At 61.6% G+C, this 16,630-nt stretch carries 9 protein-coding genes and 7 pseudogenes; 10 read left to right on the plus strand and 6 right to left on the minus strand.

Going from position 1 to position 16,630, the window contains the following annotated elements; genetic code table 11:
• Window positions 1-131: 131 nt before the first annotated feature.
• Window positions 132-1,484: pseudogene (locus QA643_RS26265) on the minus strand (IS1182 family transposase); the annotation flags it as partial.
• A 74-nt stretch (window positions 1,485-1,558) separates the two neighbouring features.
• Between QA643_RS26265 and QA643_RS26270 the strand changes: the two are divergent.
• Window positions 1,559-1,816, plus strand: a pseudogene (locus tag QA643_RS26270) (transposase); the annotation flags it as partial.
• A 321-nt stretch (window positions 1,817-2,137) separates the two neighbouring features.
• On the opposite strand, the gene QA643_RS26275 reads toward QA643_RS26270, so the two are convergent.
• The gene (locus tag QA643_RS26275; RefSeq protein ID WP_283028684.1) at window positions 2,138-2,920 is read right to left on the minus strand and encodes an IS110 family transposase; all 783 of its coding nucleotides are present in this window, start codon (window positions 2,918-2,920) and stop codon (window positions 2,138-2,140) included.
• Between the two features lie 148 nt (window positions 2,921-3,068).
• Here QA643_RS26275 and istA point away from each other — a divergent pair, with 148 nt between their 5' ends.
• Together istA and QA643_RS26285 are read left to right on the plus strand one after the other, a co-directional pair.
• Entirely contained in the window at window positions 3,069-4,619 is a 1,551-nt protein-coding gene (istA, locus tag QA643_RS26280) for an IS21 family transposase (protein WP_283028685.1), read from the plus strand.
• Window positions 4,616-4,960: pseudogene (locus QA643_RS26285) on the plus strand (ATP-binding protein); the annotation flags it as partial. The gene istA and the pseudogene QA643_RS26285, both read left to right, overlap by 4 nt.
• A 34-nt stretch (window positions 4,961-4,994) precedes the next feature.
• Here the strand turns inward: QA643_RS26285 and QA643_RS26290 are convergent.
• Both QA643_RS26290 and QA643_RS26295 read right to left on the minus strand, forming a co-directional pair.
• Window positions 4,995-7,064 (minus strand): recombinase family protein, encoded by a 2,070-nt coding sequence (locus tag QA643_RS26290; protein WP_283028686.1) that lies wholly within the window; start codon window positions 7,062-7,064, stop codon window positions 4,995-4,997.
• Window positions 7,045-7,461, minus strand: a complete 417-nt coding sequence (locus QA643_RS26295) for a hypothetical protein (RefSeq protein ID WP_283028687.1) — start codon at window positions 7,459-7,461, stop codon at window positions 7,045-7,047. Before QA643_RS26295 ends, QA643_RS26290 begins: the two co-directional genes overlap by 20 nt.
• A gap of 77 nt (window positions 7,462-7,538) precedes the next feature.
• Here QA643_RS26295 and QA643_RS26300 point away from each other — a divergent pair.
• A pseudogene (locus tag QA643_RS26300) lies at window positions 7,539-7,862 on the plus strand (ATP-binding protein); the annotation flags it as partial.
• A 226-nt stretch (window positions 7,863-8,088) separates the two neighbouring features.
• Window positions 8,089-8,553 (plus strand): IS200/IS605 family transposase, encoded by a 465-nt coding sequence (gene tnpA, locus QA643_RS26305; protein WP_283028688.1) that lies wholly within the window; start codon window positions 8,089-8,091, stop codon window positions 8,551-8,553.
• 6 nt (window positions 8,554-8,559) lie between these two features.
• Here tnpA and QA643_RS26310 read toward each other — a convergent pair whose 3' ends face one another.
• The gene (locus tag QA643_RS26310) at window positions 8,560-10,614 is read right to left on the minus strand and encodes a recombinase family protein (RefSeq protein WP_283028689.1); all 2,055 of its coding nucleotides are present in this window, start codon (window positions 10,612-10,614) and stop codon (window positions 8,560-8,562) included.
• Between the two features lie 502 nt (window positions 10,615-11,116).
• On the opposite strand from QA643_RS26310, the pseudogene QA643_RS26315 reads away from it, so the two are divergent.
• Window positions 11,117-11,293 (plus strand): annotated as a pseudogene (locus QA643_RS26315) (ATP-binding protein); the annotation flags it as partial.
• 126 nt (window positions 11,294-11,419) lie between these two features.
• Here QA643_RS26315 and QA643_RS26320 read toward each other — a convergent pair.
• Window positions 11,420-11,893: pseudogene (locus QA643_RS26320) on the minus strand (transposase); the annotation flags it as partial.
• 220 nt (window positions 11,894-12,113) lie between these two features.
• Here QA643_RS26320 and QA643_RS26325 point away from each other — a divergent pair.
• The 4 genes and pseudogenes from QA643_RS26325 to QA643_RS26340 all read left to right on the plus strand — a co-directional run bounded on the left by QA643_RS26325 (window position 12,114) and on the right by QA643_RS26340 (window position 15,720).
• The gene (locus QA643_RS26325) at window positions 12,114-12,347 is read left to right on the plus strand and encodes a transposase (RefSeq protein WP_283028690.1); all 234 of its coding nucleotides are present in this window, start codon (window positions 12,114-12,116) and stop codon (window positions 12,345-12,347) included.
• Between the two features lie 217 nt (window positions 12,348-12,564).
• A pseudogene (locus tag QA643_RS26330) lies at window positions 12,565-13,097 on the plus strand (IS630 family transposase); the annotation flags it as partial.
• Window positions 13,098-13,557: 460 nt separating this feature from the next.
• A complete protein-coding gene (locus QA643_RS26335; protein ID WP_283028691.1) occupies window positions 13,558-14,043 on the plus strand; it encodes a hypothetical protein in 486 nt (161 codons plus the stop codon).
• 162 nt (window positions 14,044-14,205) lie between these two features.
• Window positions 14,206-15,720 carry a transposase family protein gene (locus tag QA643_RS26340; RefSeq protein WP_283028692.1) on the plus strand — a complete coding sequence of 505 codons (1,515 nt, stop codon included), beginning with the start codon at window positions 14,206-14,208 and terminating at the stop codon, window positions 15,718-15,720.
• Window positions 15,721-16,630 lie beyond the last annotated feature (910 nt).

A 16,630-nucleotide genomic window follows, 5' to 3' on the forward strand; every position in this document is an offset into this window, starting at 1 on the left:
AAGCCCGTATCTTCGATTGACTCGCGTTCTTGCAAGATGACAGTCGCGCCGTTGGGAGGCCTCAGGTCGAGGCGATCCTTAAACGGCCGATCGTTAGCGTGAGGAGCGAACACGAGCAAAATGGCTAAAGCGGCTGCGGCCAACCGCTTCAGATTGATAGCAGCGGCGGTCAGGAAAGCCTGGATACGCATGTTGTCTCTGCCACGGCGTATGGCGCGACGGAGACCGTGCCAAGTCTTGGCTTCGCCATGGACGCCCTCGACCCGCCAACGATAACGCCGATAGAGATGGCGTTCATGCTCCCCCCATCTGAGCCTCTTGCGCAGCGCTCTCAGTAACGACGGGTGGTTGACATTGAACACGACCACACGAGCGTGGCGGGAGGGGCTCACGCAATGCGGCCGCAGGGAACAGGCCGAACAGTCTTTGCCACTCGCATGGAAGTGTTGGAAAGAGTCCCGTTGCAGCTTGCCTTTGGGCCGCAGGATCTTGCCGGTTGGACAGCGCACCAGGTTGTGCTTGGCATCGAGCCTAAAGCGCCGCGTCGGTATGACCTTGCTAGGTTGCCGTTCGGCCTTGGCTGGTACAACGGCATCGATCTGGCGGTCCTCCAACGCCCGAAAAACCTTAGCATAGGCGTAGCCTGCATCCATGGTCGCCGTCTTAATAGCGACACCGGTTGTCAAGGCGATGGCATCGAGCTGAGCTTCTAGGGCCATGCCTTCGTTCTGTTCGCCGGTCGTCACCTCGACGTCGACAACGACGCCCTTCAGATCATCGACAGCCGTATGTTGTTTATAGGAGAGTTCGAGATGACGGTTACGACCGTTCGTCGCCATAGTCGCATCGGGGTCGGTCGTGCAGATCTTTTTGTATTTGCCGCTCTGACGGTCTTCCCATCCGAACTCGGATGGATTCGCCGCATCTACGTCGGCAACATGGCGTACGGCCAAAGCGTCCCAGCTCACATTCGCACGGATGCCGCGCGGCAATTTGGGTGGAAGCGCTCCCCACCCAGATTGTCGCGCTATACACGGATCAGCGATGCATCGATATGGATGATCTCGCCGGCCACAATCTTGGCTGCTATGCACGCCGTCACGGTGCGTTTGAAGATGTTGCGAAAGCGCTCGGCACCCCAGCGCTGGCGAATGCGCGTCAGCGACGAGTGGTCGGGTAGCACCTCGTGCAAACCGTAGCCGACGAACCAACGGATCGCGAGATTGACCTGCGCCTCGCGTAGCAGCCGTCGATCATGGATGATTCCCAGCAGAAAGCCGGCAACCATGAGCCGAACAGCCACTTCGGGGTCGATCCCCCGGGCGTCCGATATCTGTGCAGTAGAGATCGGTGACATCGTCACGCAGCCACGAGAGGTCCAACACGCGATCGACACGAGCGAGGATGTGGTCGTCTGGAACGAGCTGTCGCAACGAACCAGTGATGAACAGCTCCAGCTGATCGCGCTCTTTCCGGCCGAGCATCCTGCCCACCTCGCGAATCAAAGAGAACCGGCGGGACCAGTGAATCAACGTCTGCAGACTTCTTCAACAACCCCATCGTGCACCTGATCCGTAACAGCCTTGCCTTCGTCTCCTGGAAGGATCGCAAGGCGATCCTGCCCTCGATCAAGGCGATCTACCGCGCCGAGAGCGCCGACGCGGCGGCGCTTCGCCTTGCCGAGTTCGAGGCCGAATGGGGCAAGCGCTATCCCGCAATCGGCCAGATCTGGCGCAATGCATGGGAGCACGTGGTGCCGTTCTTCGCCTTCGCACCAAGCATCCGCAAGATGATCTACACCACGGATGAGATGGACAAGCGATTTCTTCATGGCCGAAGCAACGATTGCGGAGATCGCGGTAAGTCCATTCTTTTGTTCGGTCGCGCTGCTGGCCATTCTTCCGTCCCGGCCACCGATCTCGCAGCCGACGCGCGCAGGGGCGGTCAAGGCTGGCCGCATTTGCGGCCACCGTATGGCTTGGCCTTGACCGGCCCGAGCACGACGGCACGCTGGCGTGGAACGGGACTGCGTTCCTGGCCTGGCTAGATCTTGCCGTCAGCCGCGGTTATGGTTGTCAGGCGCGGGCGACCTCGTGGCGAAGCGTGGCGCATCGGCTGCAAGCGCCACCAGGCTGCCCTATTTTGTCCTGCCGAGCTGAGGCGCCCGCGCGCCGGTTTTTGGCCGCCGTGGTTTCCATTGCGTCACCAAGCGCTCGTAGCTTTGCTCTGCCCGGGCGGCAATCAACATCTCGCGGTCGCGCAGCGCCTTGATGTTGTAGGCATAGGCTGGCCCGCGCCGGCTGCCTTTCTGTTGTGGATGCCCGGCTTGAAGCTGCATCGCGCGGGTCTTGTTGGCGACCAGCAATGGGCGCGCCCACAGGTAATCCTCGCCCTTCGTCAACAAATGCCAGCAGAGCACCGTGAGCTTGCGAGCCACAGCCACCGCGGCAATCTGATGGCCGCGCCGGGCGCGGATGCGAACGAAAAACGCATGCAGTGGACCGGGCGCCTTGGCCGCGGCCCAAGCCGCCTCAACCAGCATGGCACGCGCATGACTGCGGCCGATCTTGCTGATGCGGCCGTGGTGGGCGGCTCCCAGCCCGGACTGCCGCACCCGCGGATTCAGCCCGAAATAGCTCACCAGCTTCTGCGGGCTGTTGAACCGGCTGATGTCGCCGATCGCCGCCACGATGCCGGCGGCGACCGCCAGATTCACGCCGGTGATCGTCATCAATCGGTTGACCGCGGAATCGTCGATGGCGTTCTGCGCGATCTCGCGGTCGAGCAGGGCCAGGTCTTCCGCCAGCCGGTCAAGCTCACGGACGTGCCGATCGATCGCCGCGCGCTCATCGTCTGGCAGCTGTTGAGCGGCCAACCACGCCCGGCCGCGAGCGTTGAACAAATCGGTGCCGCGCGGCAATCAGGATGACAGTGGAGCGTCAATCAGGATGAGAGAGCTTCGCGGGGCTCGTGACGCAGGGAGGGCGTAGCCCGACCGGAGTTACGAGCCCGGCGTCGGCGCGATCCTTGAGGGGACCGCGCCGACTGGTGATCGCGGCCGGTGGGTTATGCAAGTGGTTCTTCCGCCAAGAAGAATCACTCGCTTGCCAGGCCGACACGTTACCGATCACCAGATGAGGCTCTACATGAAGTACCGTCAGACCGATACCCCGCCAGTGGCCGCCGCCAGAGCGTCGTTCAGTACCTCGACCGCGTACCGCTTCGACAAGGATCCAAGGCTCCCATCGCAGAAGAAGGGAGCCCGCGGCCGGCGCCGACCGGATCCCTTGGCAGACGTGTTCGAGATCGACGTCGTGCCGATGCTCAAGGCCGCCCCCGGCGTGCGGCCGATTGCAATTTTCGAGGAGATGTTACGACGCCATCCTGAACTCGGGGCCGGCATCCACCGCACGCTGGAGCGCCGGATCCGCGCCTGGCGGGCAATCCACGGCGAGGAGCAGGAAGTCATCTTCCGGCAGACCCATGAGCCCGGCCAGGTCGGCCTGTCCGACTTCACCGACATGGGCGAGCTGGGGGTCACCATCGCGGGCGTGCCGCTCGATCATCGCCTCTACCATTTCCGGCTGGCCTATTCCGGGTTTGAGCACGCCCACGTCGTGCTCGGCGGCGAGAGCTTCGTCGCCCTGGCGGAAGGCCTGCAGAATGCCCTGTGGTCGCTCGGCGGCGCGCCGCGGGAGCATCGGACCGACAGCCTGTCGGCCGCCTTCTGCAATCTGGACCGGAATGCTCAGGACGATCTGACACGGCGGTACGAGGACCTCTGCGCCCATTACGACATGCGGCCGTCCCGCAACAATCGCGGCATCGCCCATGAGAACGGGGCGATCGAGAGCTCGCATGGCCATCTCAAGCGGGCGATCGCCGATGCACTGCTGTTGCGCGGCACCGCTGACTTCGATGATCTCGCCGCCTATCGCGGCTTCCTCGACGAGATCGTCAGCCGCCGCAATGCCCGCAATGCCAAGCGGATCGATAGCGAGCGCGCCGCCCTGCAGACGTTGCCGGATCGCCGCACCTCCGACTACGAGGAGGTGATTGTCCGCGTAACGTCGACCGGCGGCTTCACTTTACGCAAGGTGTTCTACACCGTGCCGTCGCGGTTGATCGGCCACCAACTGCGGGTGCGCCTCTACGACGATCGCCTCGACGTGTTCGTCGGCGGCACGCATCTCCTCACTCTGCCGCGTGGACGCCCGCATCCGAGCGGCAAGCACGACCAGGTCGTCGATTATCGGCACGTGATCCATTCCTTGCGGCGCAAACCAATGGCGCTGCTCAATCTCGTCTACCGTGATCGGCTGTTCCCGCGCGATGCCTACCGCCGAACCTTTGACCTGCTTCGGCAACGGCTGCCGGACAAACAGGCTTGCCGCCTCATGGTCGATCTGCTCGCACTTGCCCATGAGCGCGGCTGCGAGGCCGGACTCGCCGATCAGCTCAGGGCTGATCTTGATGCTGGCCGGCTACCAGACCTCAACCGGCTGCGCGCTCACTTCGCCCCTGATCCCGCCGACGTGCCGAACGTCGTAGTGCATCTGGCGTCGCTCGCCACCTATGAATGCCTCATCGGTGCCGCCGAGATCGGAGGTGCCGCATGAGTACGGCCACTACAATCGATACCGCGCGCCTCAATCTGTTGCTCAACGAGCTGCGGCTGCCCGCCGTCAAGGTGCTGTGGCCGCAATTTGCCGAGCAGTCCGACAAGGAAGGTTGGCCGGCGGCCCGCTTCCTCGCCACCATTGCCGAGCACGAGATCGTCGAACGCGGCCGCCGCCGGATCGAGCGCCATCTCGTTGAGGCGCGGCTGCCCGCCGGAAAGACCTTCGACAGCTTCGACTTCGAGGCCGTGCCGATGATCTCCAAGGCGCAGGTGACTGCGCTCGCCGCCGGCGATGGTTGGCTCGGCAAGGGCGCCAATTTGCTGCTGCTTGGGCCACCCGAGTCAGATTCATACTACGCATCTCGCTACCCCCTTAGAGTTGAAGTTCTTTTTGACCCGGATCGCCAGACGATGGCCGCCGGAACCGCCGCGCATGCGCGGCGCGCTTGACATCGGGATGTTCCAGATCAACCGCTTTGATCATCCACGGTGCGCCTTTGCACAGCTGCTGGGCAGGCAAGCTCTGTTCTTCGATCAGACGGCGAACCGTCGAAGGACTGACTTTCAACGCAGTTGCAGCTTCGTCCAAAGTGACCTCTCCACGCTCGGCGCGCTCGCCCTCTCGGTAGGCCGCAATGGCGTGTTGATTGCGCAGGCTGCGAACGCGGACACGGGTCCAACTGTTGCCCCGCCCCGTCGACTTACTGGCGCGGTTGAGAACCGCGGCGATGGTGCTATCGGGCATCTGACGCGCGAGGACACGAACGAGATCGACCACATCTGCTGCGGTGCTCCAGCGGTGCTCGCCGGTGCGGTTCTTCCTCACCTGCAATGCCGTGTGATCGCCACCATGCCAGTGGACAATCAAGTCCAGCACCTCGTCGTGGATGCGCACAACGATCTCATGGATCAAGCTTCGGATGATCCTCTTGCGCGTCGCAGCTGTTGCACCCGGACTTTCCCAAGCTCTCTCGAGATCGGCACCAAGCGCAAGTAACCGATCGCGATCGATGTCGCTCAACGTCATCTCCGGCGTAGCCAACAACGTCTCGCGCTCGCCCTCAAGCTCGCGGACAGCGACCAGGCGTTCGTTCCAGCGCCGCTCCAGCTCGCCGGCAACAAGGCGATTGTCCGGATCGACAGCCTCGTATCGCCGACGAGCGCGAGTTGCCTCGTAGCGTGCCTGCTCCAGAGTCAACTCGAGCTGACGCAGCTTGTCGGCGTGTTCACGCCCGCGCGCTTCCATGGCCGCCAGTGCCGCCTGTACACCCAGCGGCTGCAGCCGCGCGATGACCTCCGCGCTGATCGCGCGATCCGCGCGCAGACCGCCGAATGAGATGCACGGGTCTCCACCATGGTTGATCTGGCTACCGCGGCAATGATAGCGCCCGACAGTACTGTGCGTGCCGCTGTAGGCAACGTGAAGTTTGCGGCCGCAGTGGCCGCAACGAAGAAGCCCCGCGAGAAGGCCTTCGCCGCGGCGGACCGAGCCACGACTCATGAAGCTTTTTCCGTTGGCGTTGTCGGTGATCAGGCGCTGATTCCTCTCGAACTCCGCCCACGTAATGTAGCCCTCATGGTGGTCCTTGATCAAAACCTCCCAGTCGTTGCGCTCGCGCCGGAAGCCCCGCACGATCCTCTTGCGGCCGGCCTCGATCGTCACCCGACTGCCCGAGCGCCCGAAGACATAGGCGCCAGCATAGGCGGGATTGGTCAGGATGTGGTGGATCGTATTGTATACTGGTAACTTCCATTCGACGTGGCGGCCCTCGGGGCCATGGCCGACCGCGGGCAAAGTGATTCGCTCCTGCCGTAACCAGAGGTGGACCTGGCGCAGTGTCTGCATCTCGGCAAACTTGGTGAACACGAGTACGAGCGCCTCCTGAATGCGCCGATCAGGGTCCTTCTCGATCCGATCGTGGGAGACCTTGAGATAGCCGATGGCGACGTTGAGGAAGAGCTCACCCCTACGTGCCTTCTGCTTCAAGGCTTCAAGCGAGCGTTGCCGAAAGATAGACAGCTCCATCTCGCTCATCGTGCCCTTCATGCCGAGCAGAAGGCGATCGTTGGGGTGGCGCGGATCGTAGACGCCATCCTCATCGACGATCAGTGTTCCAATGAGCCCGCAGAACTCCAGGAGCGTATGCCAATCCCTGCCGTTGCGGGCCAGCCGAGAGGCCTCAATCGAGACCACAGCGCCAACTCGCCCTTCGCAAATGGCGGCGAGCAGCTTCTCGAACCCGGGACGCGCGGTGCCGCCACCCGAGCGACCGAGATCGTCGTCGATTACGACCACCTCGCTCCAGCCCAGCTGCCGCGCACGGTCGGCCAAGCCGTACTGGCGGCGCTGGCTCTCGCGGTTGTTGATAACCTGGTCGGCCGTCGACTGACGAATGTAGACGACGGCGTGGCGAGCAAGGTGCTCAGGCGTGATCTTGCTCATCGCTGTCCTCCCGGTTCACGTCGTGTGCCTCGACTGCGCTGTCGGTGAGCGCTTCGGTCAGAAGCTCCTTTAAGAGCTCCAGCATTTGCTGATGGGTTTCGATTGGAATGCTGGTGTATGTCGGAGGGCTCTCGAACAGATCCCCCTGATGACGTGATGATCCGCCATGACCACCTCCTCGCGAATGGGACGATTCGCTGGAAGAGGAGGCTAAGAGCGCGTCGACAAGAAGACGCGCCTCCAGTAGACGATCCACCGGAAGCCGCGGATCAGCTTTGAGATGGAAGGAAGCGGCGGCGGGAGCCGCCATCCATGCCGGCAGCAGCGTTAACGTGGCGTCAGGTTGTCTGATAACAAAATGCGTCTCACCCCCAAGCCGCTTGCAGGCGATAACCACGACTGACGCTCCGCATCGCGGATGGAACGGGTAAAGGATCTCCACATCAGATCCCAGACACCCGGCATTATGACGCTGGTCCGCCCGGCGGCGGCAAGAGCCACTTGGCGGCAGCGATCGGCCTGACCCTGATCGAGAACGGCTGGCGCGTCCTCTTTACCCGCACCACCGATCTCGTGCAGAAGCTCCAGGTGGCGCGGCGCGAGCTCAATCTCAAGGCGGTCATCAATCGTCTCGATCGCTTCGATCTCATGATCCTTGATGATCTCGCTTACGTCACCAAAGACCAGGCCGAGACCAGCGTGCTGTTCGAGCTCATCAGCGCACGCTACGAGCGGCGCTCGATGCTGATCACGGCCAATCAGCCCTTCGGCGAATGGAACAAGGTCTTCCCAGAACCGATGACTTCATGATGCCTCTTTCTTCGAACGCTTAGTGCGTCGTACCCGATTGCGAAGCTGACTGATTTGTTGGTCTGACAGCTCGATCTGCCATGGCTGGCCTTTGGCTAACCAAACCTGCTAAGCCCCCGCCTATGGCGGGGCGAAAACAGGAAGTTTTACAGCTACGGGAATGAAGTCATGAAGTCTCCTTGGGGAACCGCCAAGAACCCTCAAGGAGACTATGATGGAAGCAGAGTACAATCATCTTAATCACGCGACCTGGGATTGCAAGTACCACGTCGTGTTCACGCCGAAGTATCGCAAGAAGCTGCTGTTCGGCAAGATCAAGAGGCATTTGGGCCAGGTATTTCACGATCTGGCACGACGCAAGGAGTGCCGGATTGAGGAAGGCCACTTGATGCCCGATCATGTTCACATGCTGATATCGATACCACCCAAATATTCGGTGTCGCAGATCGTTGGGTATATGAAAGGGAAGAGCTCAATATGGATCGCACAGAACGTCGAACGTAAGATGCGAAATTTCCTGGGCCACAAATTCTGGGCACGCGGATACTTCGTCACGACCGTGGGGCGTGACGAGGACATGATCCGAGCCTATATCAAGAACCAGGAAATGGCCGACCAGCAATTAGATCAAATGGAGCTGAAGATTTCAGCTACCCCAAGATCCAATCAATCGTCCTAATATCCCTTAAAACCGCCTTTGGCGGTTCCCCATCAAACCTCCAGCTCTGCTGGAGGTTATTGGCTGACGACCCGCCAGCAATCCGCGCGCGAGATAATCGAACACTGTTTGCGGGGTTACTCCAAGCTCAGCCGCAGCGCCCTGAATGGAGAAGCTACCGTCGGGCCAGCGCATCGGGTTCTTGTCCACGCCGTTGATTTTGACGGTGGGAATGCCCCAACGGGTACGCAGCACCCAGACGTTCTCGCCTTTGAAGGCGCAGCCTCGGGCCGCGACGAAGCCTTCTTGATTGAGTATTGCCGCGATCTCGCCATCCATTTTGTGTTCAGCATGCAGCTCGAGAATCCGTTGCCGCAACTGATCAATATCGACGTAGTCGCGGTAGGTGTGAACGCGCCGTTGCACGTGATGCTCGGTGGTTGCGCCAGTCTGCCAGACGATCTTGAGCCACACCTGACCTCGGGTCCGCTTCTGATCAAGAACGACTTCGCGGATGACAAATCGCAGAATGCGCTTGCGATCGGCTGCCGACGTGGTGGCCGCGTTCCAAATCCGCGGCAGGTTCTCGCCGAGCGCTTGTAGCCCTGTGCGTTCCGCCGGGCTAATCAGAAGCGGCTCTTGCGCGCGCCAACGCGCATGCTCCTGCTCGACCGCTTCGACGACACGTAGTTTCTCTTCCCAAGCCCGCTCAAGCGAGCGCGCCACAAGCCGGTTCTCGGGCTCTACGGTGTCATATTGACGCCGAGCGCGCTCAGCCTCGTAGCGGGCGCGCTCCACGCGAAGCGCCCACTGGCGCTCGAGCTGACGACTCTCCTGCTCCAGTTGGCCCGCCGCCGCGAGTGCGATCTCAATCTGATCCGGCACCAGAGCATCGAGGACCACCCGCTCGACCAAGCCGTCAACGGCCAAGGCCCGGACTTCCTGGCACAGAACACTGCCTTGCTGGTCCCGATCCGAGCGACAGCAATAGACCGGATAGTCGGCATTCGGGCCCGTGTAGCGCATGCTCATGCGCCGTCCGCAACGGCCACAGATCGCAATTCCTTGTAACAGGGCTGCCCCCTTGCGTGGTACGCCAGTGTGTCCCGCCTCATAGCGGCAGACGTTATCTGCCAGTCGCCCCTGGTTGGCCATGAACTCCTCCCAGCTGATATAGCCTGGGTGAGCGGCGTGCAGGCAAACTGCCCAATCCGCGATCGCCACCTTGACCGTTCCCGTCAGCGATCCCAGCCGACATCGGCTCGGATCCTTCTGCCGGCGGCCATAGACATATGCCCCAGCATAGGCCGGATTTTGAAGGATACTAAGGACGCGTGCACTATCTGGCGCACGCCAGACGATCTCGTGTGGAGATGGCCCAAGCAGCGGTCGAACCGGCAAGGACAATCCGTTCCTGTCCAGGTAACGCATCACACGGCGAGCGCTTTGCAATTCCCGGAATTTGGCGAACACGAGGCGAAGACGGGCCTGTACCTCCTCATCGGGATTGAGAACAATTGCGCCTGCCCGATCGTAGGCGAGCCCGGCCGGCAGGGGCAGCCGCAACTCACCTCGCGCCGCCTTCTGGCGCTCGCCTTGATGAAGGCGCATCCGAAGCTGATGCAGCTCCGCCTCGCTCATGATGCCGGACAAGCCCAACAGCAGGCGGTCGTGATAGGCGCGCGGGTCGTAAAGCCGCTCGCCATCGGCAATGAGCACGCTGAACACCGAGCAAAGTTCGAGAAGCTGATGCCAGTCCCGATTGTTGCGTGCCAAGCGAGAAGCGTCGAGGCTCACCACAAGACCAGCGTTGCCAAGGCCGATCTCGGCAATGAGCTTCTGGAAACCATGGCGATCCACAGCGCCAGCACCGGATTTGCCCAGATCCTCGTCAATAACCTGGACGCGCTCGGGCGGCCAGCCCAGCCCGATGGCGCGATCGACGAGGCGGTACTGTAGCTCCGTGCTCTCCTGGTGCTGGCGCACCTGGTTCACGGATGATTGCCGCACGTAGACATAGGCCAACTTCGCTCGGTGCGCAGTCGTGAGCCGCTCGTCAGCGACGTTCAAGCTGATCAGCACGACCCAGTCTCCTTCCGGGCGTGCCGGGAACCGCTTGCATTCGCCGCAGCAGCGTGGCGAAGGTTTGAGCGATCTGGGCTTGCGTCGCGATCGACAGATTCGGCCACAGGCGCGGAATCTCGGCCGTCGGACAGCGGGGTGGATTTGCCAGGGTTGGCAGGGGTCGATACGCAACGCGACCTACAAGTGGTCGGTGGGTCATCGCGAATCACCTTCTCGTCGAGAAGACTCAGACTCGCGCTCAAATGTTGCATCAATGGGATCAGCGTACGTGCACTGATGCGCGGCAGACCGGCGGCATTCGGACGGAAGGTGATTGGCGTATCGCCAAGATCCGTCGATGCGATCCGAACCGCCCGGCGCCGTCCGTCCGGCAGCGCGACAACGACGTAGGTGGGACCGCGTCCCGACCGCTCCTTCAGCACCTCAAGCCGGTGCCCAAAAAGGAAATGATGCGGGTCGGTGATCGTGACGTGAGACACGATCCGCTCAAGAATAGGGGTACTCTGTCGTGTTCGGCGACCCCGCCATGACCCTCGCCGCCATCGATCGCCTCGTTCACCACGCCACCATCTTGGAGATGAACGTCGAGAGCTATCGCAGGCGCACCGCCCTCGAACGAAAGCGCGGCCCCGGACGGCCGCCTTCGCATGCGACACCCAAAACTGTCGCTGATTGACGCTCCGCGACAATCAGAGCCAACAAAACTCTTGCGCGCGACAATCATCGCGGCAATCATCACCTCGCCGCGACACCGACTCGCCATCCTGATTGTCGCGCGCTTCCCACCCAGATTGTCGCGCTATAAATCGGCGTGCGGGCACTTCGGGAGCAGGTGCGCGTGCAGGATCGAATGCACCTCGTTCTTGAGCCGCGTACGGTGCCGCACGACCTGGTAGCGCCGCGCCACCAGCCTACGCTTGCGTTCAGTCTCCGCATCAGGTGTCCAGATCTGCGGCAGGTACCCGGCCGCCTGCAGACTGGCGAGCGTGCCGGCATCGATCTTGTCGGTCTTGACGTGAGCCTGGGCGATCGCCTTCACCTGCAGCGGATTAGCGATAATCACCCGTGCCACGAACGGCGCCAGCACTCGCGAGGCCGCCATGCTGTTGGCGGTCGCTTCGACCACCACCTCATCACTGGCCAGCAGGGTCTTGCCAAATCCCTCCAACGCAGTCCGCGTCATATCAATGCGGCCCGCATGTCGGAGCCTGCCGTCTTCCCAAAACACCACCTCCCCGAAGGTTCGGTGGACATCAATGCCAATTACCCGTCGCATTCGCACCTCCTCCTGCCAGACACATGACGGGAGCTGTCGGGCGACACGACAACTACGGATTCGCGCTCTCGGCGCAACCGGGCGAGTCGCAGAGGCGGCCAGCTACTAACTCGAGCTCTCGGCTCATCGTGTGTATCGGCCTGCCCGCACATCGTGCTCCCGGTGCCTCTGTCCCGATGGTCGCACCATACGCTACGATGTAGAATACCGCAGCGGAACGTTGGCACCGAGACATCTCATACCGGTTACCAACGCGGTCGAGGTGCTGCACCGCAGCTTGCGCAAGATCATCAAGAGCCGCGGCAGCTTTCCGGCCGACGAGGCGGCGCTCAAGCTCTTGTATCTCGCCATCAAGAACGCCGGCGTTCATTGGTGGCGGCCGGTCGAATGGACCGCCGCCATGGGGCAGTTCGCCATCCACTTCGGTGCGCGGTTTCCAGGAACCGCCCGCTGATGAGCACAATCGACATCACGGCGCCGACGATGATCGCTTGGTCCGAACCTTCGCCGTCAAGCCCCGCGCCTGCGGCGCGCCGCTGCGCGGCTTCGGGGCTTGACCGCTCGGTCCGGCCAAGCAAAGTGGTCGGCTATGCCGTCGATGCCACCAGTCAATATCTCAAATACCAACTTCAACCTTCACAGAAATCGCTTACACAAAATTTCGGACATTCCCCGGGCAGCCGGCCCGAAGGAGCCATCACTACAGAAAGCACGGCACCCCATCGCTGTTCACCGCCCTCGACATCGCGACGGGGACGCATCATCGGCAGGTGCTATGGACGCCATCGGGCTGCCGAGTTCCGCAAGTTCCTCGACGAGATCGAGGCCTCGGTGCCGCGCGAACTCAACGTCCATCTCGTCATAGACAACTACGTCACGCACAAAACCCACTGATCCCCAGATGGCTGGCGAAGAGGCCGCGTTGGCACCTGGACCTGACCCCGACCGGTTCGTCATGGCTCAATCAACTCGAGCGCTTCTTCGCGCTCCTCACCGCTAAGAAGATCAGGCGCGACATCTATCGCAGCGTACCCGCCCTCAGGGCGGACATCACCTCATTCATCGACAAGCACAACGCCGATCCCAACCCTTCGTATGGACCAAATCCGCCGATGACATACTTGCTTCCATCGAACGCTTCTGTCGATACAATGCTCCGCCAAAACACGAAACGATATTGCGAACCTCTGGTTCAGGACACTAGATCGCGCTGGCCGTACCGGCGCTTAGCCTCTTGGACTGCGCTTGGGATGCTTGATCGCGAACGCGAAAAGCTATAAGGAATCGCAATCATATGATAAGCTCGAATCGGGTTGAATGACTTAAGGCTGCAGCGTTTGCATCACTGCGGCCCTTAGTTTACGTCAATTCACGCTTCTGCGAGTCTTGCTTTTTTCCGCTTGCACCCGCGCTCAAAGCGGTGCGTTGCAGAGAATAGCGCTTTTATCCGGGATAGCGGACGCGATTACGGATGCCCGCTCACGGGCAAAACCCGAGCTGAACGAGACGCGCGAAAATCTGGAGGGGCCGCGGCACGGCAGCAGGCGATCGCCGGCATTTGCCCACCAAGCTCGATAGGGATACATGGGCTTGCCCGCCAACAACTCAGACGGGGGCGGCTGCCGGCCCTTGTCTTGAACTTGAAGCTTCGGAGACGCTTTGCAGTGATTTTGAGTACACACGCGGTCGTCGGCGGCGCGATCGCCAGCTTTTTTCCTTCCGATCCGTTCTTCGCCGCCTTGGCAGGCTTTGCGAGCCATTTTGCGATCGATGCCATTCCGCACTGGGACTATCCACTTCGGTCAATATCGGTGGGGAAAGACGCCGACGACCAACGCCTTCGATTGAACCGAGCCGTGATAATCGATGTTATGTGCGTTGGTGTTGACGCCAGCGCGGGCCTCGCACTCGTGATTTGGTTATTTGCTACAACTGCTTCGGTCTGGACTATTGCGCTTGGCGCCATCGCTGCAATGGTGCCCGACCCGTTGCAGTTCGCGCACAGCATTTATCCACGAGAGCCACTGGTTACACTTCAACACTTTCATGTATGGATCCACTCCAAGCGTAAGTTGCCTTGGAAGTTGGGCGTCAGTTCTCAGATCGTGTTCGCGGCCGTCGTCTCAACCCTGGCCGAGGCCCTCCGTTGATGCAAATGTGGCCGCCCGATCGCCAAGCAGGGCTAACCGAGCCTTTCTATAGCGCGACAATCTGGGTGGGAAGCCGCATTGCGTCGCCTGAAATGTTCCTGAATGCTGGGCCGTTGCCTCACGTAATTTGCTCCCCAGTGGGATGGGACTGCGGGGGCGATAATGAGGCAACTGAGCATGGCGACTCCAAGAGAGCTGACGGCCGCTGTGGGGCAGCGCTACAGAGAGGCGAGCCGCGCGGAGAAGGCGCGAATTCTCGACGAGTTTGTGGTTGTGACCGGCTTCCACCGAAAGCATGCGATGCGCCTGCTCCGAGGCGATATCCGGCAATCCTCGGTTCGGCGCACCTGTCGCCGGATTTACGAGGAAGCTGAACGAAATGCGCTGGTTGTTCTTTGGGAGGCATCGGACCGGATTTGCGGCAAGAGACTGAAAGCGCTGCTGCCGCTCCTGATCGAGTCGATGGAACGGAACGGCCACATGGGCCTGGCGCCTGAAATCCGCGCGAAGCTGCTAGCGGTGAGCGCGTCGACGATCGATCGGGCGCTGGGCAAGATCCGACAGGAGGGTGGACGCCAACGCCGGCGGCCGGTGGCGAGCGCATTGCGACGGAGCATCCCGGTACGGACGTCCGCCGACTGGAAGGATCCGGCGCCGGGCTATGTCGAAGCCGATCTGGTCGCCCACAGCGGGCCCTCGGCGCGCGGCAGTTTTATCCAGACGCTGGTGCTCACGGATATTGCGACCGGTTGGACGGAGTGTGCGCCGTTGCTGGTGCGCGAGCAAACGCTCCTGAGCACCGTGTTGACAGAACTTCGCCGACAGCTGCCGTTCTCGCTGCAGGGCATCGATACCGACAATGATACCGTGTTCATAAACGAAACGCTGAAAGCGTATTGTGAGCAGGCGAACATTGTGTTCACGCGGTGCCGACCCTACCGCAAGAACGACCAGGCGTTTGTCGAACAGAAGAACGGAGCCGTGGTCCGACGGATGGTTGGTTATCGGCGGTTTGAAGGGCTCGAGGCGGCTGCGTTGCTCGCAGAACTCTATCGCTCAGTGCGCCTGTTCGTGAACTTCTTCCAGCCGTCGTTCAAGCTGATCGCAAAACAGCGCGATGGCGCGCACGTCCGTAAATCTTATAGTGCGCCGACGACGCCGCATCAGCGGCTGGCAGCCGACCCACATACCTCCGATGCGGTTCGGGCCCGACTGCAGGAAATCTGCGTCAGCTTGGACGCGGTCGCGTTGCTGCGTGACATTCGGTCTGCGCAGCAACGTCTGGCCGACCTTGCCGACGTGAGGTCGGCGGGCGATTCGACTACTGCGGCCCCGCCAATCGACTTGTTCCTCGCCAGCTTGCGAACGGCTTGGAAAGAGGGCGCATCTCGACCGACGGACCGGCCGATCCTCAAAGCGAAGCGAGGTCGTCGTCGCCCTGATCCGCTCGTTCAGGCGACCCCACAGCTGCAGGAGTGGTTCAAGGCCGAGCCGTGGCGAACCGGCGCCGAGCTCCTGACAAGGCTACCAGCGGAATATCCGGGCGCGTACCCGGATAAGCTGCTGCGAACGCTTCAGCGCCGCCTCAAATCCTGGCGCAGCGAGCAGGCAAGCGCGCTGCTGTTTGGATCGGCAGATCATGCGGAGCGGTTCGACGAGACACCGGTTGCGCGGTAACAGCGCCCGCTTCCGGTACGGGGGAGGCCGGTCGTTGCGCAACCCCGGCCAGCTCCACGACCGGCCTCCCCCGTACCGACCGTCCGTCTTCTTGGGAGCAAAATAAATGAGGCAACGATCGCGTCTTCGGGAACATTCCTCCATGAGGCAATACGAATTCTCACCCTGATCGCCGCCGCCCAGCAGCAAGGATCCTGCGTGATGTTAGGCGCTGCTTCGTTAGCCGTATGTGCAGAGCCGGTTAAGTGTGACAAGCGGTCACCGCAGCTTGACCATGCGAATCTGTTGTCCTCCTAGCGTGCAACGAGGCGGAGGAACGGATGGCTCGTTTTTAATTTGAATCTCGAAAGGAAAGCAGAACGTCGACGACCCCGGCGGGTTGGCATTCGAAAAGGAGCTGCAAGCCTTTGCGGCCGAACGCCTAGCAAAGGACTTAGCGAGCGCTCAACCTCCGCTGCGAGGTACCACCTGTGTGGTCGTTACACGCAGGGCCGAGGCGAGGCTTATTACGTAAGCGTCTAATTGCCGCTCTCAGCTTGCTGCGATAACCCTCAGCTAGGCATGGCTCCTGGGCCGTCTAATCCGGAATGTCTTACGATCGGCGCTCTTTGCGAACGCCAAGAGCATTCCAGGCGCGGATCCCGGGCCGCATCACGGGCGCTGTCCGCAAGCGCGAAGCTTCAGAACACCGGGCGATGGCCGTCCGCCACGAGCAGTTCTGCTAGCCGCTCACGTCGTTCGACGCCGCCGGACAGCTCCAAGTGTAAGCCCAGCTGAAGAACCGCCTCGAGAGCCTCGGCCAGTGGATCGGATCATCAAGGGTTAGCGACACACCCACGGCGCCTGATCGGTCCCATCTCCTTATCTCAGGTGTCAGCGGTGCACGAGGGGCGGAATGAGTCTCACCGGA

The organism is Bradyrhizobium sp. CB3481, assembly GCF_029714305.1.
In the GTDB taxonomy this organism is placed as follows: domain Bacteria; phylum Pseudomonadota; class Alphaproteobacteria; order Rhizobiales; family Xanthobacteraceae; genus Bradyrhizobium.

Coding starts and splice junctions, on each gene's coding strand:
- istA (WP_283028685.1), top strand. CDS start 3,069: ATGCAAGTGGTTCTTCCGCCAAGAAGAATCACTCGCTTGCCAGGCCGA.
- QA643_RS26290 (WP_283028686.1), bottom strand. CDS start 7,064: ATGAGCAAGATCACGCCTGAGCACCTTGCTCGCCACGCCGTCGTCTAC.
- tnpA (WP_283028688.1), top strand. CDS start 8,089: ATGGAAGCAGAGTACAATCATCTTAATCACGCGACCTGGGATTGCAAG.
- QA643_RS26340 (WP_283028692.1), top strand. CDS start 14,206: ATGAGGCAACTGAGCATGGCGACTCCAAGAGAGCTGACGGCCGCTGTG.